The 25,075-nt window shown below is 69.0% G+C and carries 24 protein-coding genes; 11 read left to right on the top strand and 13 right to left on the bottom strand.

The window, feature by feature from the left end:
* The first annotated feature begins 10 nt into the window (after positions 1 to 10).
* The 6 genes from ACGTNF_RS10215 (at position 11) to ACGTNF_RS10190 (ending at position 7,074) form a co-directional block, all read left to right on the top strand.
* A complete protein-coding gene (locus ACGTNF_RS10215) occupies positions 11 to 2,689 on the top strand; it encodes a [protein-PII] uridylyltransferase (protein ID WP_394601612.1) in 2,679 nt (892 codons plus the stop codon).
* Between the two features lie 142 nt (positions 2,690 to 2,831).
* Positions 2,832 to 4,031 carry a succinyldiaminopimelate transaminase gene (dapC, locus tag ACGTNF_RS10210; protein WP_394601611.1) on the top strand — a complete coding sequence of 400 codons (1,200 nt, stop codon included), beginning with the start codon at positions 2,832 to 2,834 and terminating at the stop codon, positions 4,029 to 4,031.
* A 15-nt stretch (positions 4,032 to 4,046) separates the two neighbouring features.
* A complete protein-coding gene (locus ACGTNF_RS10205; RefSeq protein WP_016853444.1) occupies positions 4,047 to 4,385 on the top strand; it encodes an arsenate reductase in 339 nt (112 codons plus the stop codon).
* A 42-nt stretch (positions 4,386 to 4,427) separates the two neighbouring features.
* Positions 4,428 to 5,453, top strand: coding sequence for a 2,3,4,5-tetrahydropyridine-2,6-dicarboxylate N-succinyltransferase (gene dapD / locus ACGTNF_RS10200; RefSeq protein WP_394601609.1), 1,026 nt, complete (start codon positions 4,428 to 4,430; stop codon positions 5,451 to 5,453).
* 51 nt (positions 5,454 to 5,504) lie between these two features.
* Positions 5,505 to 6,680: a succinyl-diaminopimelate desuccinylase gene (dapE, locus tag ACGTNF_RS10195; protein ID WP_394601608.1), complete on the top strand. Its 1,176-nt coding sequence runs from the start codon at positions 5,505 to 5,507 to the stop codon at positions 6,678 to 6,680.
* Positions 6,681 to 6,687: 7 nt separating this feature from the next.
* Positions 6,688 to 7,074 carry a hypothetical protein gene (locus ACGTNF_RS10190; RefSeq protein ID WP_394601607.1) on the top strand — a complete coding sequence of 129 codons (387 nt, stop codon included), beginning with the start codon at positions 6,688 to 6,690 and terminating at the stop codon, positions 7,072 to 7,074.
* Positions 7,075 to 7,368: 294 nt separating this feature from the next.
* On the opposite strand, the gene ACGTNF_RS10185 is transcribed toward ACGTNF_RS10190, so the two are convergent.
* Complete coding sequence (locus ACGTNF_RS10185; RefSeq protein WP_016853440.1) at positions 7,369 to 7,833, bottom strand: cold-shock protein; 465 nt, start codon at positions 7,831 to 7,833, stop codon at positions 7,369 to 7,371.
* Between the two features lie 183 nt (positions 7,834 to 8,016).
* Between ACGTNF_RS10185 and ACGTNF_RS10180 the strand changes: the two genes are divergently transcribed.
* The gene (locus tag ACGTNF_RS10180; RefSeq protein WP_016853439.1) at positions 8,017 to 8,262 is read left to right on the top strand and encodes a SlyX family protein; all 246 of its coding nucleotides are present in this window, start codon (positions 8,017 to 8,019) and stop codon (positions 8,260 to 8,262) included.
* 32 nt (positions 8,263 to 8,294) lie between these two features.
* Here the strand turns inward: ACGTNF_RS10180 and trxB are convergent, their stop codons facing one another.
* The 3 genes from trxB to ACGTNF_RS10165 all read right to left on the bottom strand — a co-directional run bounded on the left by trxB (position 8,295) and on the right by ACGTNF_RS10165 (position 10,363).
* Positions 8,295 to 9,245 (bottom strand): thioredoxin-disulfide reductase, encoded by a 951-nt coding sequence (gene trxB, locus ACGTNF_RS10175; protein ID WP_016853438.1) that lies wholly within the window; start codon positions 9,243 to 9,245, stop codon positions 8,295 to 8,297.
* A gap of 133 nt (positions 9,246 to 9,378) precedes the next feature.
* The gene (locus ACGTNF_RS10170; RefSeq protein WP_016853437.1) at positions 9,379 to 9,981 is read right to left on the bottom strand and encodes a peroxiredoxin; all 603 of its coding nucleotides are present in this window, start codon (positions 9,979 to 9,981) and stop codon (positions 9,379 to 9,381) included.
* Between the two features lie 172 nt (positions 9,982 to 10,153).
* On the bottom strand, positions 10,154 to 10,363 hold the full coding sequence (locus ACGTNF_RS10165; protein ID WP_394601603.1) for a zinc ribbon domain-containing protein: 210 nt from the start codon (positions 10,361 to 10,363) through the stop codon (positions 10,154 to 10,156).
* Between the two features lie 171 nt (positions 10,364 to 10,534).
* On the opposite strand from ACGTNF_RS10165, the gene acnA reads away from it, so the two are divergent.
* On the top strand, positions 10,535 to 13,282 hold the full coding sequence (acnA, locus tag ACGTNF_RS10160; RefSeq protein WP_394601602.1) for an aconitate hydratase AcnA: 2,748 nt from the start codon (positions 10,535 to 10,537) through the stop codon (positions 13,280 to 13,282).
* Positions 13,283 to 13,425: 143 nt separating this feature from the next.
* Here acnA and ACGTNF_RS10155 read toward each other — a convergent pair whose 3' ends face one another.
* The 9 genes from ACGTNF_RS10155 to radC all read right to left on the bottom strand — a co-directional run bounded on the left by ACGTNF_RS10155 (position 13,426) and on the right by radC (position 21,682).
* Complete coding sequence (locus tag ACGTNF_RS10155) at positions 13,426 to 15,105, bottom strand: NAD-dependent malic enzyme (RefSeq protein WP_394601601.1); 1,680 nt, start codon at positions 15,103 to 15,105, stop codon at positions 13,426 to 13,428.
* 132 nt (positions 15,106 to 15,237) lie between these two features.
* A complete protein-coding gene (gene trpS, locus ACGTNF_RS10150) occupies positions 15,238 to 16,263 on the bottom strand; it encodes a tryptophan--tRNA ligase (RefSeq protein WP_394601600.1) in 1,026 nt (341 codons plus the stop codon).
* A 139-nt stretch (positions 16,264 to 16,402) separates the two neighbouring features.
* Entirely contained in the window at positions 16,403 to 17,518 is a 1,116-nt protein-coding gene (gene ald, locus ACGTNF_RS10145; protein WP_394601599.1) for an alanine dehydrogenase, read from the bottom strand.
* Between the two features lie 200 nt (positions 17,519 to 17,718).
* The gene (locus ACGTNF_RS10140; protein ID WP_394601598.1) at positions 17,719 to 18,039 is read right to left on the bottom strand and encodes a putative signal transducing protein; all 321 of its coding nucleotides are present in this window, start codon (positions 18,037 to 18,039) and stop codon (positions 17,719 to 17,721) included.
* Between the two features lie 64 nt (positions 18,040 to 18,103).
* Complete coding sequence (locus tag ACGTNF_RS10135) at positions 18,104 to 19,300, bottom strand: class I SAM-dependent rRNA methyltransferase (RefSeq protein ID WP_394601597.1); 1,197 nt, start codon at positions 19,298 to 19,300, stop codon at positions 18,104 to 18,106.
* 106 nt (positions 19,301 to 19,406) lie between these two features.
* Positions 19,407 to 20,228 (bottom strand): bifunctional DNA-formamidopyrimidine glycosylase/DNA-(apurinic or apyrimidinic site) lyase, encoded by an 822-nt coding sequence (gene mutM / locus ACGTNF_RS10130; RefSeq protein WP_394601596.1) that lies wholly within the window; start codon positions 20,226 to 20,228, stop codon positions 19,407 to 19,409.
* A 123-nt stretch (positions 20,229 to 20,351) separates the two neighbouring features.
* Positions 20,352 to 20,507 (bottom strand): 50S ribosomal protein L33, encoded by a 156-nt coding sequence (rpmG, locus tag ACGTNF_RS10125; RefSeq protein ID WP_016856547.1) that lies wholly within the window; start codon positions 20,505 to 20,507, stop codon positions 20,352 to 20,354.
* Between the two features lie 24 nt (positions 20,508 to 20,531).
* Entirely contained in the window at positions 20,532 to 20,768 is a 237-nt protein-coding gene (gene rpmB, locus ACGTNF_RS10120; protein WP_035592734.1) for a 50S ribosomal protein L28, read from the bottom strand.
* Between the two features lie 239 nt (positions 20,769 to 21,007).
* A complete protein-coding gene (gene radC, locus ACGTNF_RS10115; RefSeq protein ID WP_394601595.1) occupies positions 21,008 to 21,682 on the bottom strand; it encodes a RadC family protein in 675 nt (224 codons plus the stop codon).
* 162 nt (positions 21,683 to 21,844) lie between these two features.
* Between radC and coaBC the strand changes: the two genes are divergently transcribed.
* From coaBC to ACGTNF_RS10100, 3 genes are read left to right on the top strand one after another with little or no spacing between them, the layout of a single operon-like run.
* On the top strand, positions 21,845 to 23,074 hold the full coding sequence (coaBC, locus tag ACGTNF_RS10110) for a bifunctional phosphopantothenoylcysteine decarboxylase/phosphopantothenate--cysteine ligase CoaBC (protein WP_394601594.1): 1,230 nt from the start codon (positions 21,845 to 21,847) through the stop codon (positions 23,072 to 23,074).
* Positions 23,075 to 23,124: 50 nt separating this feature from the next.
* Positions 23,125 to 23,592 (top strand): dUTP diphosphatase, encoded by a 468-nt coding sequence (dut, locus tag ACGTNF_RS10105; RefSeq protein WP_394601593.1) that lies wholly within the window; start codon positions 23,125 to 23,127, stop codon positions 23,590 to 23,592.
* Between the two features lie 54 nt (positions 23,593 to 23,646).
* A complete protein-coding gene (locus ACGTNF_RS10100; RefSeq protein ID WP_394601592.1) occupies positions 23,647 to 25,044 on the top strand; it encodes a phosphomannomutase/phosphoglucomutase in 1,398 nt (465 codons plus the stop codon).
* Positions 25,045 to 25,075: the final 31 nt, after the last annotated feature.

Raw genomic sequence — 25,075 nt, 5'->3', positions numbered from 1 at the left:
GCCGGCCGCCATGCTGCTGCACCACTACGCCTTCACGCCCGACGAGAGCCTGTTCGACGTCGAGGACTTCCGCGCCGAGCTGACCGGCAGCCGATCGCCGATCGCGCCGTTCAAGGCGGCCCTGGCCACGATCCAGGCGCGCCTCGACGAACGCTTCCACGCCGGTGCCGACATCCGCGACCTGGTGCACGGCCGTGCCTGGTGCCTCGACCGCCTGCTGGCGCTCGCCTGGCAGCAGCATGACTGGCCCGACGGCATCGCCCTGCTCGCCGTGGGCGGCTACGGCCGGGGCGAGCTGCATCCCCGCTCCGACATCGACCTGCTGCTGCTGCTCGAGCACGATGACGACGAGCCGTTCCGCGAACCGCTGACCGCCTTCATCACCTTCCTGTGGGACATCGGCCTGGAGATCGGCCACAGCGTGCGCTCGCTCTCCGACTGCGAGCGCGAGGCCGCCGCCGACGTCACGGTGATCACCAACCTGCTCGAGTCGCGCACCCTGGCCGGTCCCGAGCGGCTGCGCGAGGCCATGCAGGCGCGCATCGCCACCGACCGACTATGGCCGGCGGACCGCTTCTTCGAGGCCAAGTGGCAGGAGCAGATCGCCCGCCACTACCGCTTCAACAACTCCGAGTATCACCTCGAGCCCAACATCAAGAGCTCGCCCGGCGGGCTGCGCGACATCCAGATGATCGGCTGGGTCGCCAAGCGACACTTCGCCACCGAGCGCTACGAGGACATCGTCGACATCGGCTTCATGAACGACGCCGAGCTGCGCATCCTCAGCCAGGGCCAGGCCTTCCTGTGGCAGGTCCGCTATGCCCTGCACATGCTCACCGGGCGCGCCGAGGACCGCCTGCTGTTCGACCACCAGGCCACCATCGCCGAGCTGTTCGGCTATCAGGACACCCCGGAGCGCCTCGCCGTCGAGCAGTTCATGAAGCGCTACTACCGGCATGTGACGGCGCTCGCCGGGCTCAACGACATGCTGCTGCAGCACTTCGACGAGGCCATCCTGCGCGACGGCGAAGAACTCGAGACGGTGCCGCTCAACGCCCGTTTCGAGATCACCGGCGGCTACATCCAGGCCCGCTCGCGGACGGTGTTCCGCGAGGCGCCCTCGGCGCTGCTCGAACTGTTCCTGCTGATGGCCGAGCACCCCGAGATCGAGGGCGTGCGCGCCGACACCATCCGCCTGATCCGCGATCATCGCCACCTGATCGACGACCGCTACCGCGAGGACCCGCGCCACCAGCGGCTGTTCATGGCCCTGCTGCGCTCCAGCGGCAACGTCGCCCGCCAGCTCAGGCGCATGAACCGCTACGGCGTGCTCGGCAAGTACCTGCCGGTGTTCGGCCAGGCCGTGGGGCTGATGCAGCACGACCTGTTCCACATCTACACCGTGGACGCCCACACCCTGCGCCTGCTCAAGTCCTTCCACAACTTCCGCAAGGCCGAGGCCCGCGAGACCTACCCGGTGGCCGCGGTGCTGATCCAGCAGCTGCCCAAGCTGGAGCTTCTGTGGATCGCCGGACTGTTCCACGACATCGGCAAGGGCCGCGGCGGCGACCACTCGATGATCGGCGCCCGCGACGTGGAGGCGTTCGCCGCCCTGCACGGCCTCTCCGTCCGCGACACCCGGCTGGTGGCCTGGCTGGTGGAGCATCATCTGCTGATGTCGATGGTCGCCCAGAAGCGCGACATCAGCGACCCGGAAGTGATCAGCGAGTTCGCCCGCGAGGTCGGCGACGAGACCCGCCTCGACTATCTCTACGTGTTGACCGTGGCCGACATCACCGCCACCAACCCCACGCTGTGGAACGGCTGGCGTGCCTCGCTGCTGCGCCAGCTCCACGCCGAGACCAAGCGCGCGCTGCGCCGCGGGCTCGAGAACCCGATGGAGCGCGACGACTCGGTGCGCGAGACCCGCGACGAGGCGCACTCGCTGCTGGCCACGGTGGGCGCCGACATGGACCGGGTCGACCGGCTGTGGGAGTCGCTGGGCGAGGACTACTTCCTGCAGTACGCCCCCAGCGAGATTGCCTGGCAGACCCAGGGCATCCTCGACCACCAGGGCAGCGAGCTGCCGCTGGTGATGATCAGCGCCCCCACCGCCGACATGGCCGAGGGCGGCACCAAGGTGTTCATCCATACCCGCTCGGTGGACAACCTCTTCGCCGCCACCTCGGCGGCCATGGAGCAGCTCGGGCTGTCGATCCACGACGCCCGCATCGCCACCTCGAGCAACGACTGGACGCTCAACACCTTCATCGTGCTCGACGACGACAACCTGGCGATCCGCGAACCGGCGCGACTGGAGGAGATCCGTCGCCACCTGGTGGAAGAGCTCGACGACCCGGACGACTACCCGCAGATCGTCAGCCGTCACACCCCGCGCCAGCTCAAGCACTTCCGGGTGCCGACCCAGGTCATCATCGAGCAGGACCCGACCGGCGGCCGCACCCTGCTGGAGCTCACCGCCCCGGACCGTCCCGGCCTGCTGGCCCGGGTCGGGCGCATCTTCATGGAGCAGGACATCGCCCTCTCGGCGGCCAAGATCGCCACCCTGGGCGAGCGGGTCGAGGACGTGTTCTTCATCACCGACCGGGCCGGCGACCCGATCACCGACCCCGAGCGCCAGCAGCGCCTGCGCGAGCGGCTGATCGAGACGCTCGACATCCGCGGCTGAGCGGCGCGGGCACCGGGTCAGCCTGCGCAGTGTCTCGCGTTTGAGGCCCCACCGGGGGTTCCCTATAATCGGCGTCTTGCCCAGCGCTCGATCGAACCACCAGCATCATAACGACGCCGATAACGGCCCCACTGGACGCGCCATGAACCCCGATCTCGACGCCCTGCAGCCCTACCCCTTCGAGAAGCTCGCCGCTCTCAAGGCCGACGTGAAGACGCCGGAGGACCTGACGCACCTCCCGCTGACCATCGGCGAGCCGCGCCACGCCCCCTATGCCGGCGCTCTTGAAGCGCTGACCGCGCACATCGGCGACATGGCCCGCTATCCGGCCACCCCCGGCATGCCCGAGCTGCGCGGCGCCATCGCCGACTGGGCACGGCAACGCTTCGCCCTCGAGGGCCTCGACGCCGGCACTCAGGTGCTGCCGGTCAACGGCACCCGCGAAGCGATCTTCGCCTTCGTCCAGGCGGCCCTGGACCGCAGCCGCCCGGCGCGAGTCGCGGTGCCCAACCCCTTCTACCAGATCTACGAGGGCGCCACCCTGCTGGCCGGCGGCACACCGCTCTACCTCGACTGCCGCGCCGAGCACGGCTTTCGCCCCGATCTCGACGCCGTGCCGGCCGAGGCCTGGCGCGACGTGCAGATCGTCTTCACCTGCTCGCCGGGCAACCCCACCGGCGCGGTGACACCGCTCGACGAGCTCAAGAAACTGATCGCCCTGGCCGACGAGCACGACTTCATCGTCGCCGCCGACGAGTGCTATTCGGAGCTCTACCTGGACGAGGCCGCCCCACCCCCGGGCCTGTTGACGGCCTGCGCCGAGCTCGGCCGCCACGACTACCGGCGCTGCCTGGTGTTCCATTCGCTGTCCAAGCGCTCCAACCTGCCGGGGCTGCGCTCGGGCTTCGTGGCCGGCGACGCCGCGCTGCTGGCGGCCTTCCGCCGCTACCGCACCTATCACGGCTGCGCCATGTCGCTGCCGCTGCAACACGCCTCGATCGCCGCCTGGAACGACGAGGCCCACGTGCGTGCCAACCGCGACGCCTATCGCGAGAAGTTCGCCGCGGTGACCGAGATCCTCGCCCCGGTGATGGATTTCCCCGCGCCCGAGGCCAGCTTCTACCTGTGGCCGGCGGTGCCCGGCGGCGACGACGAGGCCTTCACCCGCTCGCTGTTCGCCGAGCAGCACGTCAGCGTGCTGCCGGGCAGCTACATGGGCCGCCCCGGCGCCAACGGCGTGAACCCCGGCGCCGGCCGCATCCGGCTGGCGCTGGTGGACGAGCTCGACGCCACCGTCGAGGCCGCCCGCCGCCTGCGTCGCCACGTCGAACGACACGCCTGATCAGGAGAAACCGCCATGATGACGCTGTTCGGGATCAAGAACTGCGACACCTGCCGCAAGGCGCGCAAGGCCCTGGAAGGCCAGGGGCAACCCTTTCAGTTCCACGACCTGCGCGAGGACGGCCTGTCCGCCCCGCTGCTCGAGGACATCCTCGAGCGGGTGCCGGTGCTGACCCTGCTCAACAAGCGCAGCACCACCTGGCGCCAGCTGCCCGACGAGGACAAGGCCGACATCGACGGCGACAAGGCCCGCCGGCTGATGATGGCCAACCCCACCCTGATCAAGCGCCCGCTGCTCGACACCGGCGACGACATCCTCGTCGGCTTCCGCGACGGCGACTACGACAATCTCTAGGCGGCCAAGCGGCCGACCTGCCCCCCATCGAGAGGACCCCACATGCTCAGCTTTGCACTCGGAATCGGCACCCAGAACACCCAGGGCGACTGGCTGGAGATCTACTACCCGGCGCCGCTGCTGAACCCGGACGCCGCCCTGGTCGAGGCCGCCGCCAAGGTGCTCGACGCCCCCGCCGGCAACGCCGCCGTCAGCTTTCTGCCCGAGCAGTGCACCGCGCTCGCCGAGGCCCTGAAGGCCGCCGGCCACGCCGACCAGGCCGAGCTCGCCGAGGTCATGGCCGCCAGCCGGCGCCCGCTGGTGGCGACCTTCATCGCCGAGGACCTGCCGCCGCAGAGCGCCCCGGAGGTCTACCTCAAGCTGCACCTGCTGTCGCACCGCCTGGTCAAGCCCCACGGCACCGACCTGACCGGCATGTTCGGCTTGCTGCGCAACATCGCCTGGTCCAGCGAAGGCCCGATCGACATCGAGGAGCTGCCGGCCCGCCGTCTCAAGGCGCGCCTGGAAGGCCGCACCCTGTCGGTGGACTGCGTCGACAAGTTCCCCAAGATGACCGACTACGTGGTGCCGACCGGCGTGCGCATCGGCGACACCGCCCGCGTGCGCCTGGGCGCCTACCTCGGCGAGGGCTCCACCGTGATGCACGAGGGCTTCGTCAACTTCAACGCCGGCGCCGAAGGCCCGGGCATGATCGAGGGCCGCATCTCCGCCGGTGTGATGGTCGGCAAGGGCTCCGACCTGGGCGGCGGCTGCTCCACCATGGGCACCCTGTCCGGCGGCGGCAACATCATCATCAAGGTCGGCGAAGGCTGCCTGATCGGCGCCAACGCCGGCATCGGCATCCCGCTGGGCGACCGCTGCACCGTCGAAGCCGGCCTCTACATCACCGCCGGCGCCAAGGTCGCCGTGCTCGATGACCAGGGCCAGGAAGCCGAGGTCGTGGCCGCCCGCGAGCTGGCCGGCCAGGACGACCTGCTGCTGCGCCGCAACTCCCAGAACGGCCGCATCGAGTGCCTGACCAACAAGAGTGCCATCGCACTCAACGAAGCCCTGCACGCCCACAACTGAGCCCTGCCCCGGCGCCTCACGGCGCCGGGGTGCGGCCCGCCGGAATCCCGCATGACCTCGACCAGCTCCGACCCCACGCTCTCCCCGACCCTCGAGCTCGCCATGGCGCTGATGCGCCGCCCCTCCGTGACCCCCGACGACCTGGGCTGCCAGGACATGATGATCGAACGCCTGGAACGCCTGGGCTTCGCCATCGAGCACCTGCCGTTCGGCGACGTCGAGAACTTCTGGGCGGTGCGCGGCCATCACGGCCCGGTGCTGGCCTTCGCCGGCCACACCGACGTGGTGCCGAGCGGCCCCGAGGTCAACTGGGAGCACCCGCCCTTCGCGCCCTGCATCGATGACGACGGCATGCTGTGCGGCCGTGGCGCCGCCGACATGAAGGGCAGCCTGGCCGCCATGGTCACCGCCGTGGAGCGCTTCGTGACCGCCCACCCCGATCACCCGGGGCGCCTGGCCTTCTTGATCACCTCCGACGAGGAAGGTCCGGCGGTAGACGGCACCCGCGCCGTGGTCGAGCACCTGCGCGAGTCCCACGACCGCCTCGACTACTGCATCGTCGGCGAGCCCTCCTCCACCGACCGGCTCGGCGACGTGATCAAGAACGGCCGGCGCGGCTCGCTGGGCGGCGTGCTGCACGTCAGGGGCGTGCAGGGCCACGTGGCCTACCCGCACATGGCGCGCAACCCGATCCACGAGGTCGCCCCGGCGCTGGACGCCCTGGTGCGCGAGCACTGGGACGGCGGCAACGCCTTCTTCCCGGCGACCAGCTTCCAGGTCTCCAACATCCGCTCCGGCACCGGCGCCACCAACGTGATTCCGGGCGAGGTGGAGGTGGTGTTCAACTTCCGCTACTCCACCGCCCTGACCCACGAGACGCTGCGCCAGCGCACAGAGGCGATCCTCGAGGCCCACGGCCTGGACTTCCACATCGACTGGACGCTCAACGGCGAGCCCTTCCTGACCTCGGAAGGCGCGCTGGTGGAGGCCGCGGTCGGCGGCGTCGAGGACGTGATGGGCCATCGCCCCGAGCTGTCCACCGCCGGCGGCACCTCCGACGGCCGCTTCATCGCCACCCTGGGCAGCCAGGTGGTCGAGCTCGGCCCGCGCAACGACACCATCCACAAGGTCAACGAACGGGTCCGCGCCGCCGACCTGGACGACCTCAGCCGGGTCTATGAAGCGATCATGACCCGGCTGTTCGTCGACGGCACGTCACGCCCCTGAGGACACCATGGAACGCTATCCCGACATCGAGATCTATCTGGCCCGCGTCGAGCCCGACGCCCTGAACGCCTGGCTCGGCGAGACCCTCGACGCCGCGCCGCTGAAGCCGGCCGGCAAGCACCGCTGGCGCACCCAGGGCCGCCACGACGGGGCCGAGATCCCGGTGCTGCTGGTCGAGAAGGCCGCCGACGGCTTCGCCAGCCTGTGGCTGGACAGCGCCGAATCGCCCTGGCCCACCGACGGCGACCTCGCCCGCGCCGCCGCCGCGCGACTCGGCTGCGAGGTGCGCTGCTCGCTGGGCGGCTGGCAGCCCGGCGACGACCCGGACCGCTTCCTGCAGGTGCTGCCCGACGGCGCCGAGGCCACCATCGACTGGCCCGATTCGGGGCAGTGATAGCTCGACGGCTGATGAGCGCCGGTGACAAGGCGGAGCGAGGGGTTTTTGCCATGGGTGAGGCGATTCTCGACGAACGGGCTGGCCATGGATGGCCAGCACCGGTCCTGCAAGCGAAGCAGGATGCGAGACCGCTGCAGGGCAAAAGGTGCGCCCAAGGACGGGTTTACAGCGCCCTCGCGCAGGCTTGTGACCGGATCAGCTCATCATGCGGCTAGAACGGCGACTCTTGAAACGACATCGCCCCGCGGATGCGGGGCGATGTCGTTGGCGGGGGCTAAAGCCTGACGCTCTTCACGTGATGACCGTTACGTCGTCGGCCTGCAAACCTCTGTCATTGCGCGAGACGTGATACTTCACCTTCTGACCCTCGGCCAGGGTGCGATGACCGCGGCCGCGGATGGCACGGAAATGGACGAAGACATCCTCGCCGCTGTCGCGGGTGATGAAGCCATAGCCCTTGTTGACGTTGAACCACTTGACCTCGCCGATCTCGCGGCCGTCGTCCTCGACCTCGGCGATGTTGGACAGCTGGGGCGTCAGGGCGTTGATCGCCAGGGTGGCCACCAGCATCAGCAGGAAGACCGCCAGGGCCGCCGCGACATAGACCACCGCCAGGCCGCCGACCTCGAGGCTGGCAAACAGCTCGCGGGACAGCTCACCACCGGTGAGATGGACGAACAGCGCGATCAGCAGCGGCGCCGGCGCGGCCAGCAGCAGACTGACGATACTGCAACGAAACACGACCTTTCGATTCATAAACCTCGGATGCTCTCTTGTCGTAGGGAACGGATGTGATGGGGGCGAGGCACCGAACGGCACGAAGGCCGCCCTCGCCCCGACTGCGTCGGCACCATGCGAACCATCGGTGAACGCCAACGATGCGGACAGGCCACGGCAGGCCGCGCCAGGATGAGCTTGACACGGCATAAGGAGTCTATCATGCACGACGACGACACGCCCTCCGACGCGGCGGCGCGACTGGAGGCCCTGGAGAGCCGGCTGGCCTACCAGGAACACTGGCTGGATACGCTGGACCGCACGGTGGCCGCCCAGGAAAGGCGCCTGATGCAGCTGGAGCGCCTCAACGAGCTGATGCAGCACAAGCTGCGCGAACAGCGTCAGGCGCTCCAGGAGGCGGATACAGCGACACCCCGCCCGGAGGACGAGGTGCCGCCGCATTACTAGCGATGGCTCGGGCCCGCCAGGCGGGCCCAGGCTCAAAGCGTTTCCAGATAGCGCTCGGCGTCCAGGGCCGCCATGCAGCCGGTGCCGGCGGAGGTCACCGCTTGGCGGTAGACGTGGTCCATGACGTCGCCGGCGGCGAACACGCCCGGCACGCTGGTAGCGGTGGCGTTGCCCTCGAGGCCGGACTGCACCTTGATGTAGCCGTTGGCCATGTCCAGCTGGCCCTCGAAGATGCCGGTGTTGGGGCTGTGGCCGATGGCGATGAACACGCCCGGCGCGCCGATCTCGCGCGTGCTGCCGTCCTCAGTGGACTTCAGCCGCGCCCCGGTGACGCCGGTGTTGTCGCCCAGCACCTCGTCCAGGGTGTGGTTCCAGATCAGCTCGACGTTGCCGTTCTCGGCCTTCTCGAACAGCTTGTCCTGGAGAATCTTCTCGGCGCGCAGGCTGTCACGGCGATGGACCAGGGTGACCTTGGAGGCGATGTTGGAGAGATACAGCGCCTCTTCCACGGCGGTGTTGCCGCCGCCGACCACCACCACTTCCTGCTGGCGATAGAAGAAGCCGTCGCAGGTGGCGCAGGCGGACACGCCTTGGCCCATGAACCGCTGCTCGGAGTCCAGCCCCAGGTAACGGGCGCTGGCGCCGGTGGCGATGATCAGCGCGTCGCAGGTGTAGGTGCCGTTGTCGCCCTTCAGGGTGTAGGGCTTCTCGCGCAGCTCGACCTCGTGGATATGGTCGAACAGCACCTCGGTCTCGAAGCGCTCGGCATGGCGCTTCATGCGCTCCATCAGCTCGGGGCCCTGCACGCCGGTGTCATCGCCCGGCCAGTTGTCCACGTCGGTGGTGGTGGTCAGCTGGCCGCCGGCCTGCATGCCGGTGATCAGCAGCGGCTTCAGGTTGGCGCGGGCCGCGTAGACGGCAGCGGTGTAGCCGGCCGGACCGGAGCCGAGGATGATCAGGCGTTCGTGGCGTGCTTCGCTCATGGGAAACCTCGCAATTCTCGAAAGGGGTGGAGCAACGGGCTTGGCGATGGCGGCGAGCCGTCGGCATCGCGAAGGCCGCTATCGGGGACGCGAGGGGCGGCCCGCAGGCCGCCCCCAGGGACATCACACGGGCTTAGAGGGCGCCGGCGTGGTTGCCCAGGTAGCTCGCGACACCTTCGGCGGTGTCCTTCATGCCTTCCTGGCCTTCGTCCCAGCCGGCCGGGCAGACTTCGCCGTTCTTCTGGTGGAACTGCAGGGCCTTGACCATGCGCAGCATCTCGTCGACGTTGCGGCCCAGCGGCAGGTTGTTGACGACCTGGTGCTGGACGACGCCGTTCTCGTCGATCAGGAAGGAGCCGCGCATGGCGACGCCGGCTTCCGGATGCTCGATGCCGTAGGCCTGGGTGATCTCGTGCTTGACGTCGGCCACGATCGGGAAGCCGACTTCACCGATGCCGCCCTTCTCCGGCGAGGTCAGGCGCCAGGCGTGGTGGGTGAACTGGGAATCGATGGAGACACCGATCACCTCGACGCCGAGCTCCTTGAACTGCGCCAGACGGTTGTCGTGGGCGATGATCTCGGACGGGCACACGAAGGTGAAGTCCAGCGGCCAGAAGAACAGCACGCGGAGCTTGCCGTTGCTGTCGGACAGCTTGAAGTTGTCGACGATCTCGCCGTTGCCGAGGACGGCGGCGGCTTCGAAATCGGGTGCTTGACGTCCAACCAGTACGCTCATGCAGATCTCCTTGGAGTGAGTGATGACATTCGTCGGGGGTAGAAGCGGAATGCCTACGCTAGGTCAGGCATCCTCGCCGCACCACTGAAGCGAGTCAATGGCACGGATAGTCAAAATCGATGGCCGGCATCGGGGCGGCCCATGCGCGGCATGGCGGCTCACGGCACCGGTTTTACAGCACCTCGTCGTCGCGCCCCAGGGTCAGCGACTCGAGCTCGCCGCTGAGAAGCGACACCTCGATGCGCATCTGGATCGGCGAACAGCACTGCGGGCAGTCCTCCCAGGTCGTGTGGCTGCCCTGGGAAAGATCGACCAGCAGCTCGAAGCCGGTGTCGCAGTAGGGGCAGCGCACCGCGTGGCTGTCCAGAGCTTCCTCGTGCACGATGTCCTCCCCGGCCGGATCACTGCCCCGTTAGATGGGGCGCCGCGGCCGTCTTTTCAAGGGCGCCGGGGCCAGCGTCGGCGCGATGGTTGAAAAGGCCATCTATCATGACCATGTAATCTATAGCGGACCAGGATGGTTCGATCTTACCCGCCGTGACAGGAGGACCCCATGAGCACTTCGTCCCTACCGGAGACGCTGCAGACCCTCGACGCCGCCGGCACCACCTTCCACTACCATAGCCTGCCCAAGGCCGCCGAGACGCTGGGCGACATCGAGCGCCTGCCGATGACGCTGAAGATCCTGCTCGAGAACCAGCTGCGCTTCGCCGATCAGGAAGGCGTCGAGCGCGAGGACATGCAGGCGCTGGTCGACTGGCAGAAGACCGCCTCGTCCGATCGCGAGATCGGCTACCGCCCGGCCCGGGTGCTGATGCAGGACTTCACCGGCGTGCCCGGCGTGGTCGACCTGGCCTCGATGCGCGCCGCGGTCGAGACCCTCGGCGAGCAGCCCTCGCGCATCAACCCTCTGTCGCCGGTGGACCTGGTGATCGACCACTCGGTGATGGTCGACCACTTCGGCGATCCCAGCGCCTTCAAGGACAACGTCGCCATCGAGATGGAGCGCAACCGCGAACGCTACGAGTTCCTGCGCTGGGGCCAGCAGGCCTTCGACAACTTCCGCGTGGTGCCGCCGGGCACCGGCATCTGTCACCAGGTCAACCTCGAGTACCTGGGCAAGACGGTGTGGACCAAGGAGGAGGATGGCAAGACCTTCGCCTACCCCGACACCCTGGTCGGCACCGACTCCCACACCACCATGATCAATGGCCTGGGCGTGCTCGGCTGGGGCGTCGGCGGCATCGAGGCCGAGGCCGCCATGCTCGGCCAGCCGGTGTCGATGCTGATCCCCGAGGTGGTGGGCTTCAAGCTCACCGGCAAGCTGCGCGAGGGCATCACCGCCACCGACCTGGTGCTGACGGTGACCCAGATGCTGCGCAGCCGCGGCGTGGTCGGCAAGTTCGTCGAGTTCTACGGCGACGGCCTCAAGGACCTGCCGCTGGCCGACCGCGCCACCATTGCCAACATGGCCCCGGAATACGGCGCCACCTGCGGCTTCTTCCCGGTCGACGACGAGACCCTCACCTACATGCGCCTGACCGGCCGCGACGAGGAGCAGATCGCCCTGGTCGAGGCCTACTGCAAGGCCCAGGGCCTGTGGCGCGAACCCGGCGCCGAGCCGGTCTTCAGCGATACCCTCGAGCTCGACATGGGCGACGTCGAGGCCAGCCTGGCCGGCCCCAAGCGGCCTCAGGACCGCGTCAACCTGGCCGACATGCCGACGGCCTTCGCCAAGGTGATGGAAGACGACGGCAAGCCGCTCGAGGCGCCCTCCGAGAAGGGCAAGCTGATGTCCGAGGGCGGCCAGACCGCGGTCGGCGTCGAGGAGAGCTACGAGCACCACGACAGCAAGCAGGTCGACCTCGAGGGCGAGACCTTCCGCCTCGACCCCGGCGCGGTGGTGATCGCCGCCATCACCTCCTGCACCAACACCTCCAACCCCAGCGTGATGATGGCCGCCGGCCTGCTGGCGGGTAACGCGCGGGAGCGCGGCCTCGACACCAAGCCCTGGGTCAAGACCTCGCTGGCCCCCGGCTCCAAGGTGGTCACCGACTACCTGGCCGCCGGCGGCGTGCAGGACGACCTCGACGCCCTGGGCTTCCACCTGGTCGGCTACGGCTGCACCACCTGCATCGGCAACTCCGGCCCGCTGCCCGGCCCGATCGAGCAGGCCATCACCGACGGCGACCTGACCGTGGCCTCGGTGCTGTCCGGCAACCGCAACTTCGAGGGCCGCGTCCATCCGCAGGTGAAGACCAACTGGCTGGCCTCGCCGCCCCTGGTGGTGGCCTATGCCCTGGCCGGCAACGTGCGAAAGGACCTGGCCCGCGACCCGCTGGGCATCGACCGCGACGGCAAGCCGGTCTACCTGCAGGACATCTGGCCCTCCCAGGCCGAGATCGCCGAGGCGGTGGAGAAGGTCCGCACCGAGATGTACCGCAAGGAGTACGCCGAGGTGTTCGAGGGCGACGAGGTGTGGAAAGCCATCGACGTCCCCGAGAGCGAGGTGTATCAGTGGGACGAGGCTTCCACCTACATCCAGCACCCGCCGTTCTTCGACGGCATGGGCCGCGACCCCGCCCCCACCGAGGACGTCCACCGCGCCCACGTGCTGGCCATGCTCGGCGACTCGGTGACCACCGACCACATCTCGCCGGCCGGCGCCATCAAGCCCGACAGCCCGGCGGGCCGCTATCTGCAGGAGCGCGGCGTCAAACCGGTGGACTTCAACTCCTACGGTTCGCGGCGCGGCAACCACGAGATCATGATGCGCGGCACCTTCGCCAACGTACGCATCAAGAACGAGATGCTCGACGGCGTGGTCGGGGGCGAGACCCGCCACGTGCCCTCCGGCCAGCAGATGGCCATCTATGACGCGGCCATGCAGTACCAGCAGGAAGGCACGCCGCTGGTGGTGATCGCCGGCAAGGAATACGGCACCGGCTCCTCCCGCGACTGGGCCGCCAAGGGCACCCGGCTGCTCGGCGTGCGCGCCGTGCTGGCGGAGTCCTACGAGCGCATCCACCGCTCCAACCTGATCGGCATGGGCGTGGTGCCGCTGCAGTTCCCCGAGGGCGAAACCCGCGAGACCCTGGGCCTGACCGGCGACGAGCGCGTCTCCATCAAGGGCCTCGACGCTCTCACCCCGGGCGGCAGGGTCGAGGTGGCCATCGAGAGCGACAAGGGCGAGCAGACGCTCGAGGCGCTGTGCCGCATCGACACCGCCAACGAGCTGGAGTACTACCGCCACGGCGGCATCCTGCACTACGTGCTGCGCAAGATGATCGGTTCAGCCTGACGGGGCCGCCTAGGCGGTTCGGCCTGATTCCACAGCACCATGAAAAAGCCCCCGCCGGTGACCCGGCGGGGGCTTTCTCGTCAATGGCTTGCCTTCAAGCCATCATCATTTTCCAGGGAGCGCAGCAATAAATCCGCGTTTCCTCAGAAGGAGCGGCGGCGATAGGCGCGATACTTCGGCGTCCAGAAGTTGCGCTCGATGGCATGGCGCAGGGTCTGTTCGTCGGACTTCAGCGCCACGCCCTCGCGCTGGGCCTCGGCCCCCACCTCGAAGGCGATCGCCTTGGACAGCTCGCGGATGTCGGCCAGCGCCGGCAGCACCGCGCCCTCACCGGTCCTGGCGACCGGCGCCGCGTCGGCCAGCGCCCGGGAGGCGGCCATCAGCATGGTGTCGGTGATGCGCTTGGCGCCGGACGCCACCACGCCGAGGCCGATGCCGGGGAAGATGTAGGCGTTGTTGCACTGGGCGATCGGGTAGGAGCGGCCGTCGTGCTCCACCGGGGCGAAGGGGCTGCCGGTGGCGACCATGGCCTGGCCGTCGGTCCAGCGGATCACGTCTGCCGGCACCGCTTCGGCGCGGGAGGTCGGGTTGGACAGCGGCATCACCAGCGGCGAGGCGCAGCCGGCGTGCATGTTGCGGATCACCTCTTCGGTGAAGATGCCCTGCTGGCCGCTGACGCCGAGCAGCACGGTCGGCTTGACCCGCTTGACCACCTCCAGCAGCGACTGGCCGTCCCAGTCGGCGACCAGCGTCACTTCCTGGGCCAGGCGACGCTGGAAGTCGCGCAGCCAGTCCTGGTCGCCGGTCACCAGGCCCTCGCGGTCGACCATGTAGATGCGCTCGCGGGCCTCGGCCTCGGACAGGCCCTCGGTCTGCATGGCCACGACGATCTGCTCGGCGATGCCGCAGCCGGCCGAACCGGCACCGACCACCGCCACGCGCTGGTCGCTGACGGTCTCGCCGCGGGCCTTGCAGGCCGCCATCAGGGTGCCGACACAGACGGAGGCGGTGCCCTGGATGTCGTCGTTGAAGCAGCACAGCTCGTCGCGGTAGCGGTCGAGCAGCGGCAGGGCATTGGCCTGGGCGAAGTCCTCGAACTGCAGCAGCACGTTCGGCCAGCGACGCTTCACGGCGGTGATGAACTCGGCCATGAAGGCGTTGTACTCCTCCTGGGAGATACGCGGATGGCGCCAGCCCATGTACATGGGATCGTCGAGCAGGGTCTGGTTGTTGGTGCCCACGTCGATCTGGATCGGCAGGGTGTAGGCCGGGCTGATGCCGCCGCAGGCGGTATACAGCGACAGCTTGCCGATCGGGATGCCCATGCCGCCGATGCCCTGGTCACCGAGGCCGAGGATGCGCTCGCCGTCGGTGACCACGATCACCTTGACGTTGTCCTTGGTCGCGCTGCGCAGGATGTCGTCCATGCGGTCGCGGTCGGGGTAGGACACGAACAGGCCGCGGTGATTGCGGTAGATGTTGGAGAACTCTTCGCAGGCCTGACCGACCGTCGGCGTATAGATGATCGGCAGCATCTCCTCGAGATGCTCGGAGACCAGGCGGAAATACAGGGTCTCGTTGTCGTCCTGGATGGCGCGCAGGTAGATGTGGCGATCCAGGTCGGTCTGGCACTGACGATACTGGCGATAGGCCCGCTCCGCCTGCTCCTCGATGGTCTCGACGTTCTGCGGCAGCAGGCCGACGAGGTTGAACTCGAAGCGCTCCTCCCGGGTGAAGGCGCTGCCCTTGTTGAGCAGGGGCATTTCGAGCAGAGGCGGCCCGGCGTAGGGCACATAGAGGGGGCGCTTGGCTTCGCTGGTCATCAAGTTCTCTCTTTCCATGTCGGGAATGCGGGCCGTGGCGCTCTGCGGCGCCTTGGGGCGTACTCTACCACAACGGCGCCCCCGACCAGGGTCGGAGGCGCCGTTGTGGATCTCAACCTTGGGGCACCGTGGCTAGACGAACTGGCCCAGGCCGGCCGCCTTGCGCAGGCGGTCCATGAAGGGCGCGGCCTCGGCCCGGGCGCGCTCGGCGCCCTGCTTCAGCACGGCCTCGATGTGGCCGGGGTCTTCCAGCAGCGCCTGGTAGCGCTCGCGGGGCTCGCGCAGGTGGGCATTCAGGTACTCGAAGACGCGGTTCTTGGCGTCGCCCCAGCCGATGCCGTTCTCGTACTCGGTGCGCATGGCCGCGGTCTCCTCGACGCTGGCGAAGGCCGAGTAGATCTGGAACAGGGTGCAGGTATCCGGGTCCTTGGGCTCGCCGGGCTCCAGCGAGTTGGTCTTGATCTTGCGCACCAGCTTCTGCAGCTTCTTCTCGGAGACGAACAGCGGAATGGTGTTCTCGTAGCTCTTGGACATCTTGCGACCGTCCAGGCCATTGAGCACCTGGACCCGCTCGTCCACCACCGCCTCGGGCTGGGTGAAGTACTGACCCTTGAACAGGTGGTTGAAGCGCCCGCCCATGTCACGCGCCATCTCGATGTGCTGGATCTGGTCGCGGCCGACCGGCACCTTGTTGGCGTTGAACATCAGGATGTCCGCCGCCATCAGCACCGGGTAGCCGAACAGGCCCATGGTGATGCCGCGGTCGGGATCGGGGCTTCCTGCCTCCTCGTTCTCCGCCACCGCCGCCTTGTAGGCGTGGGCACGGTTCATCAGGCCCTTGGCGCAGACGCAGGACAGCATCCAGTTCAGCTCGCCGATCTCGGGGATGTCCGACTGGCGATAGAAGATGGCGTTGTCGGTATCGAGCCCCAGCGCCAGCCAGGTGGCGGCGATCTCCAGGCGCGACTGCTGGACCCGCTTGGGGTCCTGGCACTTGATCAGCGCGTGCAGGTCGGCGAGGAAGTAGTAGGACTGGACGCTCGGGTCCTGGCTCGCCGCGATGGCGGGCTTGATGGCCCCGACGTAGTTGCCGAGGTGGGGCGTGCCGGTGGTGGTGATACCCGTCAGCACACGGGTCTTGTCGGACGATGCGGTCATGAAAGCGGGACTCAGCTGACTCTCGAATGCCCGCTATGGTAACGCGGCGCCCCGGCCAAGGCGACCTGCCGGAAAAGCACGAGAGGGGCCGGGCTCCCACAGAGGAGTTCCGGCCCTCAGTGCCAGGCGTGTGACCACCCTAGCCAATCAACCGATCGACCTCCACGTAGTCGAGCCCGAAGGCCTCGGCCACGGCGCGATAGGTCAGCTGGCCGTCGTGGACGTTGAGCCCCGCGGCGAAGTGGGCGTCGTCGGCCAGCGCCTGCTGCCAGCCCTTGTCGGCCAGGGCGACGACGAACGGCAGGGTGGCGTTGGTCAGCGCCTGGGTCGAGGTGCGCGCCACCGCGCCGGGCATATTGGCCACGCAGTAGTGCACCACGCCGTCGACCACGTAGGTCGGCTCGGCGTGAGTCGTCGGTCGGCTGGTCTCGAAGCAGCCGCCCTGGTCGATGGCCACGTCCACCAGCACGCTGCCCGGCTTCATCTCCGCCAGCATGGCACGGGTGATCAGCTTGGGCGCGGCGGCGCCGGGCACCAGCACGGCACCGATGATCAGGTCGGAGTCGCGCACCGCCTCCTCGAGGGCGTCGGCGGTGGAGAACACGGTCTTCATGCGACCCTGGTAGCGGTCGTCCAGGGTCTCGAGGCGCGGGATGGACTTGTCCAGCACCGTCACCTCGGCGCCCAGCCCCAGCGCCATGCGCGCGGCGTTCTCGCCGACCACGCCGCCGCCGATCACGGTAACCCGCGCCGGCGCCACGCCGGGCACGCCCGGCAGCAGCACGCCGGCGCCGCCCTGGGCCTTCTCCAGGCTGTGGGCGCCGGCCTGCACCGCCATGCGGCCCGCCACGGTGCTCATCGGCGCCAGCAGCGGCAGCCCGCCGTCGGCCGCGGTGATGGTCTCGTAGGCGAGGCAGGTGGCCCCGCTCTCCATCAGCCCGCGGGTCAGCTCTTGCTCGGCGGCCAGGTGCAGATAGGTGAACAGCGTCTGCCCCTTCGAGAGCCGCGCGACCTCCTCCGGCTGGGGCTCCTTGACCTTGAGGATCAGCTCGGCCTCGGCCCACAGCCTGGCCACGTCGGGCTCGAGGCGAGCGCCGGCGGCCTCGAAATCGGCATCGGGAAAGCCCGCGCCCTCGCCGGCGCCGGCCTGCACGACTACCGCGTGGCCGCGGCCGATCAGCTCGCGGGCGCCGCTGGGGGTCAGGGCGACGCGGTATTCGTGGTTCTTGATTTCCTTCGGAACGGCGATCTGCATGGATGATCCTCCGCGGTTGGCCGATGGATGAGAATGGCTCACCACCTCATTACAGCACAGCAGAACAATCACGCAGACGGGCGCGCTTCAAAAGACAGGATTTTCAGGAAAGTGCCGAGCGGCACAGGACGTCGTTCTGCCAGAAGGGCTTCACGCCACAATTCCCTCGACGACCAGGCCTCGGCCCGAGGCGCCCGGTATCAGGGCCGAGAGCCGCCACAGTTCCAGCAGGCGTCGAACGCGCCTTCCAGCCGCTCGCCACAGCCGGGGCAGGTCCAGGCCGGGCGGTCTTCGCGACCGTCGAGGGCCTCGTGGATCAATGCCTCGGCCCGGGCCCGATTGTGAGGGGCGACCCAGACCTCGGGCTCGCACTCCCCCGGCGGCAGCTCGCCGGCGCCGCCGCCCAGGGTCAGGTTGCGCCGCTCGACGGGGATGCCGGCGACCTCCAGCAGGTTGGCCACGTGGCCGACCAGCAGCGGATTGGCGTGGGAGAAGACGCGGACGAAGGCGAAGTCGTTCATGGGCACTCGCGGTCAGGAAAAACGGGGCGCGCCGGATGGCGCGCCCCGTTTCATCGGGCCTCGATCAATCGCGGAAGACGCGCACGCCGAGGGCCTTGAGGTAGGAGGTCTCGGGGATCGCCGGGTGCACCGGGTGATCCGGGCCCTGGTGGCCCTGGAACAGGATCTGGGCGTGGCGATCCTGGTGGCGGGCGGCGCCGCGCACGGTGTCCACCAGGCGCTCCGGCGCCAGATGCATCGAGCAGGAGGCCGAGAGCAGCAGGCCGTCGCGGCCCAGCAGGCGCATGGCCTCACGGTTGAGCTTGCCGTAGGCGCGCTCGCCGGCGGTGGTGTCCTTGCGCTTCTTGATGAAGGCGGGCGGATCCAGGATCACCACGTCGAACTGTTCGCCGTCGGCCTTGAGCGCGGCCATGGCCTCGAAGGCATCGCCCTCGCCCACCGCCACCTGCTCGTGCAGGCCGTTGAGGGCGGCGTTATCGGCGACCCGCTCCAGCGCCGGGGCACTGGCGTCCACGCACAGCACCTCGCTGGCACCGCTGGCGGCGGCCTGCACGCCCCAGCCGCCGATGTAGCTGAACAGGTCGAGCACGCGCTTGCCGGCCACCTGCTGGTTGAGCCAGGCGCGGTTGACGCGGTGGTCGTAGAACCAGCCGGTCTTCTGGCCGTCGAGCACCGGGGCGACGAAGCGCACGCCGTTCTCCTCGAGCTCCACCGCCTCCGGCAGCGTGCCCTTGACCACCTCGATCCGGCTCTCGAGGCCTTCCAGACGGCGACCGGAGGTGTCGTTGCGCAGCACCACGGCGCTCGGGGAGACGACCTTGTCCAGGGCGTCGAGCAGCGGCTCGAGCTGGGCCTCCATGCCGGCGGTGTTGAGCTGCACCACCAGCACGTCGCCGAAGCGGTCGATGATCAGCCCCGGCAGCAGGTCGCCCTCGCCGTGCACCAGGCGATAGAACGGCTTGTCGAACATGCGCTGGCGCAGGGCCAGGGCCTGGTTCAGGCGATGGACCAACAGCGAGCGGTCGAGCTGCATGCCCGGATCGCGGGACACCAGGCGCGCGCAGATCAGCGAGTGGGCGTTGACGTAGGCCACGCCCAGCGCCTTGCCGTTGGCGGCCTCGACCTGGGCCTGCTCGCCGGGGGCGAAGTCCTTGAGCGGCGTGGCCCGGGTGTCGATCTCGTTGGAGTACAGCCAGAGATGTCCCGCCTTGAGGCGGCGATCGGCGTTCTTCTTCAGGCGCAGTGAGCGTAGGGCGGTCATGTCGTGGCTCTCATCATGGAGGTCGTGGGCGTCGCTTCGTGGGCGTCGCAGAGACGTTCGGGGGATGCCGGCCTCGGGCCCGGGCATCGGAATCGGGTGGCGGCGCTCAGGTCTGGCACTCGCCGCAGAAGACGCTGGCCCGCTGGCCCAGGGTCACCAGGCGCAGCTCGGCGCCGCAGCGCCGGCAGGGTTCGCCGTCGCGGCCGTAGACGTTGAGCCGCTGGGCGAAGTAGCCCGGCTCGCCGGTGCCGCTGACGAAGTCTCGCAGGGTGGTGCCGCCCTGGGTGATGGCGGCGGCCAGCACCTCGCTGACCGCGGCCGCCAGGCGGTCGTAGCGCTCGCGCGAGATGCGCCCGGCGGCGCGCCGGGGGTCGATGCCGGCCAGGAACAGCGCCTCGGCGGCGTAGATGTTGCCGACGCCGACGACCACGGCATTGTCCATCAGGAAGGGCTTCACGGCCATGCGCCGCCGGCGCGACAGCTCGTACAGCCGTCCGCCGTCGAAGGCCTCGGAGAGCGGTTCCGGGCCCAGCTTCGCGAGACGCGCGTCGTGCTCGGCGTCGCCGGCCAGCCAGTCGACGAACCCGAAGCGCCGCGGGTCGTGGTAACGCAGCACCGCGCCGTCGTCGAGCACCAGGTCGACGTGGTCGTGCTTCTTGGGCAGCTCGCCGACCCGGGCGACGCGCAGGCTGCCGGACATGCCGAGATGCCAGAGCAGCGTGCCGCCGTCGCCTTCCACGGGGATCAGCAGGTACTTGGCACGACGCGAAAGCGGACCGATGCGCGCGCCCACCAGGCGGTCGACCAGGTCGTCCGGCACCGGCACCCGCAGGCGGGGCTGGCGCACGATCACCTCGGTGATCTCGCGGCCTTCCACGTGCGGGGCAATGCCGCGCCGGGTGGTCTCGACTTCGGGCAACTCGGGCATGGAACGACCTGCTATCGACGGCGTGCGGCGATCACACGCAAGAACCCGACCATCGGGCCGGGTTCTTGAGGACAGGCCGAGGCCTGCGGCGGAAGCGATCTCGGGAACCGCGGGGATCCCGACTTACTTGATCTTGGCTTCCTTGTACATCACGTGCTTGCGAACAACCGGATCGAATTTCTTCATCTCCATCTTGTCAGGAGTGTTCCGCTTGTTCTTGTCGGTGGTGTAGAAGTGGCCGGTACCGGCGCTGGACACCAGACGAATCTTGTCACGCATGAGTCTTCTCCCTTATGGAAACGCTTAGACGGTTTCGCCGCGCTTGCGAATGTCGCCGAGCACCGCTTCGATGCCCTTCTTGTCGATGATGCGCATGCCTTTGGAGGAGACGCGCAGCTTGACGAAGCGCTTCTCGGACTCCACCCAGAAACGGTGGCTGTGCAGGTTCGGCACGAAACGACGACGCGTCTTGCGCTGGGAGTGTGAAACGTTGTTACCAGTCACCGGGCGCTTGCCGGTAACCTGACATACTTTGGACATGAGAGCCTCCAACCGCTTGGCCAGGTACGAATACCTGATTGTTCAAAACCTGTCGGGCAAAACCGGGACGACCCCGCTGTCATTTGACCCAAGGGAATTCAAAGGCTGCACTTTATACCAGAGTCAACGTTGCCAGACAAGCGACGTGCAGAAATGTGCAGCGACATCGCCGGCCAACGTGGCCTCGGGGCCAGTCTCGGGCGAGCACGACTGCGTCTGCGGATTTTGATCGCGGCGGATTATAGCAGCCCTCGCTCGGCGAATGACACCACCTCGCCGTCGCCGACCACGAAATGATCCAGCACCCGGATCTCGAACAGCCCGAGCGCCTCCTTGAGACGCTCGGTGATGCGCCGGTCGGCATCGCTGGGCTCGGCCACCCCGGAGGGGTGGTTGTGGGCGAAGATGATCGCCCCGGCGCCCAGCTCCAGAGCGCGGCGCGCCACCTCGCGGGGATACACCGAGGCGCTGTCGAGGGTGCCACGGAACAGCGACTCGAAGCGGATCACCCGATGCTGGCTGTCGAGGAACAGCGCCGCGAACTCCTCGTGGCCGAGATGGCGCAGCCGCGAGGCCAGATAGGCACGCACCAGCGACGGCGAGGTCAGCGCGTCCTCCCGCGCCAGCTGGCTGGCCAGGTGGCGCCGTGACAGCTCCAGCGTGGCCTGCAGCTGCACGAACTTGGCCTCGCCCAGCCCGCGCTCGGTGCAGAAGCGCCTGCGATCGGCTTCCAGCAGCGGCCGCAGGCCGCCGAAGGCCGACAGCAGGTCGCGGGCCAGGTCCACCGCCGAGCGCCCGGTCACGCCCACGCGCAGAAAGATTGCCAGCAGCTCGGCGTCGGAGAGCGCCTCCGAGCCCAGCGCCAGCAGCTTCTCCCGGGGGCGCTCGCCCTCCGGCCAGTCACGAATCGACATCCCGGTCTCCCTGCCCGCCTGTTCATCCTCAGGATAGTGTAGTCCCGGGATCGGCAGGCGATATCCCAGCGGGAGCCCCCAGGGCGACGCCAAGGAGCGCGGCTACGCAAGGGTGCGGCCGAATGGTAAGGTAGACGGCCGGATTCACCCGCGGATACGACCATGTCGACAGCCCTTCCACGCCGCGTTCTGCTCGGCATCAGCGCCGGCATTGCCGCCTACAAGAGCGCCCAGCTCGCCCGCCTGCTCAAGCAGGCCGGCTGCGAGGTGCGCGTCGTGATGACCGACGGCGCCCAGGCCTTCATCACCCCGCTGACGCTGCAGGCGCTGACCGGCGAGCCGGTGCGCACCTCGCTGCTCGACCCCGAGGCCGAGGCCGGCATGGGGCACATCGAGCTGGCCCGCTGGGCCGACCTGATCCTGATCGCCCCGGCCACCGCCGACCTGATGGCGCGACTGGCCAACGGCCACGCCGACGACCTGCTCACCACCCTGTGCCTGGCGAGCGACGCCGACAAGGCCATGGCCCCGGCCATGAACCAGGCCATGTGGCGCCAGCCGGCCACCGCCCGCAACGCCCGCCGGCTGGCCGACGACGGCTGGACACTGCTGGGCCCGGACAGCGGCGATCAGGCCTGCGGCGACGTGGGCCCCGGCCGCATGCTCGAGCCCGACGCCATCCTCGCCGCCCTGAGCGCGCCCGCCGACCGCCCCGCCGAGGGCCTGCACGTGGTGATCACCGCCGGCCCCACCCGCGAGCCGCTGGACCCGGTGCGCTACCTCTCCAACCACAGCTCCGGCAAGATGGGCTACGCCCTGGCCACCGCCGCCGCCGCTCTCGGCGCCCGGGTGACGCTGATCAGCGGCCCGGTGGCGCTGCCCGCCCCGGCGGGCGCGACGCGCATCGACGTGGAAAGCGCCCGGGAGATGCACGACGCCGCCCAGCGCCTGGCCGGCGACTGCGACCTGTTCATCGGCTGCGCCGCGGTGGCGGACTACCGCGCCGAGGCGCCGGCCGAGCACAAGCTCAAGAAGCAGGACGGCGAGGACACCCTCACCCTGCGCCTGGTCAAGAACCCCGACATCATCGCCGCCGTCGCCGCGCGCGCCGACCGCCCCTTCGTCGTCGGCTTCGCCGCCGAGACCCGGGACCTCGCCGCCTACGCCCACGACAAGCTCGCGCGAAAGGGGCTCGACATGGTGGTGGCCAACGACGTCTCCCGCGCCGGGCTCGGCTTCGGCGCCGACGACAACGCCGCCCTGCTGCTGTGGCGCGAGGGCGACACCACCGGCCAGGCCGACCTGCCGCCCCAGCCCAAGGCCGAGCTCGCCGAGGCCGTGATCCGCCGCGCGCTGGAACGCCTGGCCTCGTCGGCCGGCGACGCCGACTGATCCCCGACGCCGTTCGTCTTTTACCGTTCTATATTTCTGGAAGCCACACCATGCCGACCTCCGCCGACCGCCCCCGCCTCGCCGTCAAGCTGCTCGACGAGCGGATGCGCGACCACCTGCCCCACTACGCCACCCAGGGCTCCGCCGGCATGGACCTGCGCGCCCTGCTCGACGAGCCCCTGGTCATCGAGCCCGGCGACTGCCAGCTGGTGCGCACCGGCCTGGCCATCCACATCGCCGATCCAGGCCTGGCCGGCATGATCCTTCCCCGCTCCGGGCTCGGCCACAAGCACGGCATCGTGCTCGGCAACCTGGTCGGGCTGATCGACTCCGACTACCAGGGCGAGCTGATGATCTCGGTGTGGAACCGCGGCAGCACCACCTTCACCCTCGAGCCCTTCGAGCGCCTGGCCCAGTACGTGCTGGTGCCGGTGGTGCAGGCCGAGCTCGAGCTGGTCGACGACTTCGACGAGAGCCTGCGCGGCGACGGCGGCTTCGGCAGCTCCGGTCGCCACTGACGTTTCGGGCCGCCACTGACGCCGCCCTTTCCCCTCACCAGGATGACGAGCGACATGACACAGGACAGCACTCGCCAGGCCCCGGCCTCGATCTTCCGCGCCTACGACATCCGCGGCATCGTCGATGACACCCTCACCGAGGCCGGCGTCGAGGGCATCGGCCAGGCCATCGGCAGCGCTGCCCTCACCCGCGGCGAGCACCGGGTGGTAGTGGCCCGCGACGGCCGCCTCTCCGGCCCGCGGCTCAAGGACGCCCTGACCCGCGGCCTGACCGCCAGCGGCTGCGACGTGATCGACATCGGCATGGTGCCGACCCCGGTGCTCTACTTCGCCACCCACGTGCTGGACGGCACCGCCTCCGGCGTGATGGTCACCGGCAGCCACAATCCGCCGGACTACAACGGCTTCAAGATCGTGCTCGGCGGCGAAACGCTGTCCGGCGAGGCGATCACCGACCTGCATCGCCGCATCGAGCAAGGCGACCTGGCCGAGGGCGCCGGCGAGGTGCACCAGGAAGACGTGCGCAAGGCCTATCTCGAGCGCATCCTCGGCGACGTGAGCCTGGCCCGCCCGCTCAAGGCGGTGGTGGACTGCGGCAACGGCGTGGCCGGCGAACTCGGTCCCGAGCTGGTCGAGCGCCTGGGCGCCGAGACGATCCCGCTGTTCGCCGAGATCGACGGCACCTTCCCCCACCATCATCCGGACCCGGGCAAGCCCGAGAACCTCGAGGACCTGATCCGCGCCGTGCGCGAACATGAGGCCGACATCGGCCTGGCCTTCGACGGCGACGGCGACCGCCTGGGCGTGATCACGCCCCGGGGCCGGCTGATCTACCCCGATCACCTGATGATGGCCTTCGCCGAGGACATGCTCGAGCGCAACCCCGGCGCGCGGGTGATCTTCGACGTCAAGTGCACCGGCAACCTGGCCCGCGTCATCGATGAAGCCGGCGGCACCCCGGAGATGTGGCGTACCGGCCACTCGCTGATCAAGGCGCGCATGAAGGAGACCGGCGCACAGCTGGCCGGCGAGATGAGCGGCCATATCTTCTTCAAGGAGCGCTGGTACGGCTTCGACGACGGCCTCTACGGCGCCGCCCGGCTGCTGGAGGTGCTGTCGCGTCATGCAGAAGACGCCGACGCCTTCTTCGACCGCTACCCGCAGGACATCGGCACCCCGGAGATCAACGTCGCCGTCACCGACGAGACCAAGTTCGAGCTGGTGGCGCGACTGGCCCGGGAAGGCGACTTCGGCGACGATGGCATCAAGACCACCCTCGACGGCATCCGCGTCGACTATCCGGACGGCTGGGGCCTGTGCCGCGCCTCCAACACCACGCCGGTGCTGGTGCTGCGCTTCGAGGGCAAGAGCGACGCGGCGCTCGAGCGCATCCGCGCCCGCTTCGCCGACGCCCTCGCCCAGGTGGCCCCGGACCTCGAGCTGGCGCTGTGAACCACGACAAAGACACGACCAGGAAGGAAGA

This window comes from Halomonas sp. B23F22_10 (assembly GCF_043496975.1).
Classification (GTDB): domain Bacteria; phylum Pseudomonadota; class Gammaproteobacteria; order Pseudomonadales; family Halomonadaceae; genus Halomonas; species Halomonas smyrnensis.
The sequence above is the reverse complement of the archived record's forward strand: the minus strand, read 5'-3'. Positions and strand labels throughout refer to the sequence as shown.

Excerpts from the sequence above, each read along its gene's own strand:
- ACGTNF_RS10155 (WP_394601601.1), bottom strand. The coding sequence starts at position 15,105 with ATGACCAGCGAAGCCAAGCGCCCCCTCTATGTGCCCTACGCCGGGCCG.
- ACGTNF_RS10140 (WP_394601598.1), bottom strand. The coding sequence starts at position 18,039 with ATGAACGACTTCGCCTTCGTCCGCGTCTTCTCCCACGCCAATCCGCTG.
- dapE (WP_394601608.1), top strand. The coding sequence starts at position 5,505 with ATGACCTCGACCAGCTCCGACCCCACGCTCTCCCCGACCCTCGAGCTC.
- ACGTNF_RS10100 (WP_394601592.1), top strand. The coding sequence starts at position 23,647 with ATGACACAGGACAGCACTCGCCAGGCCCCGGCCTCGATCTTCCGCGCC.
- ACGTNF_RS10205 (WP_016853444.1), top strand. The coding sequence starts at position 4,047 with ATGATGACGCTGTTCGGGATCAAGAACTGCGACACCTGCCGCAAGGCG.
- dut (WP_394601593.1), top strand. The coding sequence starts at position 23,125 with ATGCCGACCTCCGCCGACCGCCCCCGCCTCGCCGTCAAGCTGCTCGAC.
- acnA (WP_394601602.1), top strand. The coding sequence starts at position 10,535 with ATGAGCACTTCGTCCCTACCGGAGACGCTGCAGACCCTCGACGCCGCC.
- dapD (WP_394601609.1), top strand. The coding sequence starts at position 4,428 with ATGCTCAGCTTTGCACTCGGAATCGGCACCCAGAACACCCAGGGCGAC.
- ACGTNF_RS10185 (WP_016853440.1), bottom strand. The coding sequence starts at position 7,833 with ATGAATCGAAAGGTCGTGTTTCGTTGCAGTATCGTCAGTCTGCTGCTG.
- ACGTNF_RS10215 (WP_394601612.1), top strand. The coding sequence starts at position 11 with ATGCTGCTGCACCACTACGCCTTCACGCCCGACGAGAGCCTGTTCGAC.
- trxB (WP_016853438.1), bottom strand. The coding sequence starts at position 9,245 with ATGAGCGAAGCACGCCACGAACGCCTGATCATCCTCGGCTCCGGTCCG.
- ACGTNF_RS10135 (WP_394601597.1), bottom strand. The coding sequence starts at position 19,300 with ATGACCGCCCTACGCTCACTGCGCCTGAAGAAGAACGCCGATCGCCGC.
- rpmB (WP_035592734.1), bottom strand. The coding sequence starts at position 20,768 with ATGTCCAAAGTATGTCAGGTTACCGGCAAGCGCCCGGTGACTGGTAAC.
- trpS (WP_394601600.1), bottom strand. The coding sequence starts at position 16,263 with ATGACCGCATCGTCCGACAAGACCCGTGTGCTGACGGGTATCACCACC.
- ACGTNF_RS10180 (WP_016853439.1), top strand. The coding sequence starts at position 8,017 with ATGCACGACGACGACACGCCCTCCGACGCGGCGGCGCGACTGGAGGCC.
- ald (WP_394601599.1), bottom strand. The coding sequence starts at position 17,518 with ATGCAGATCGCCGTTCCGAAGGAAATCAAGAACCACGAATACCGCGTC.
- ACGTNF_RS10170 (WP_016853437.1), bottom strand. The coding sequence starts at position 9,981 with ATGAGCGTACTGGTTGGACGTCAAGCACCCGATTTCGAAGCCGCCGCC.
- coaBC (WP_394601594.1), top strand. The coding sequence starts at position 21,845 with ATGTCGACAGCCCTTCCACGCCGCGTTCTGCTCGGCATCAGCGCCGGC.
- ACGTNF_RS10190 (WP_394601607.1), top strand. The coding sequence starts at position 6,688 with ATGGAACGCTATCCCGACATCGAGATCTATCTGGCCCGCGTCGAGCCC.
- dapC (WP_394601611.1), top strand. The coding sequence starts at position 2,832 with ATGAACCCCGATCTCGACGCCCTGCAGCCCTACCCCTTCGAGAAGCTC.
- radC (WP_394601595.1), bottom strand. The coding sequence starts at position 21,682 with ATGTCGATTCGTGACTGGCCGGAGGGCGAGCGCCCCCGGGAGAAGCTG.
- rpmG (WP_016856547.1), bottom strand. The coding sequence starts at position 20,507 with ATGCGTGACAAGATTCGTCTGGTGTCCAGCGCCGGTACCGGCCACTTC.
- mutM (WP_394601596.1), bottom strand. The coding sequence starts at position 20,228 with ATGCCCGAGTTGCCCGAAGTCGAGACCACCCGGCGCGGCATTGCCCCG.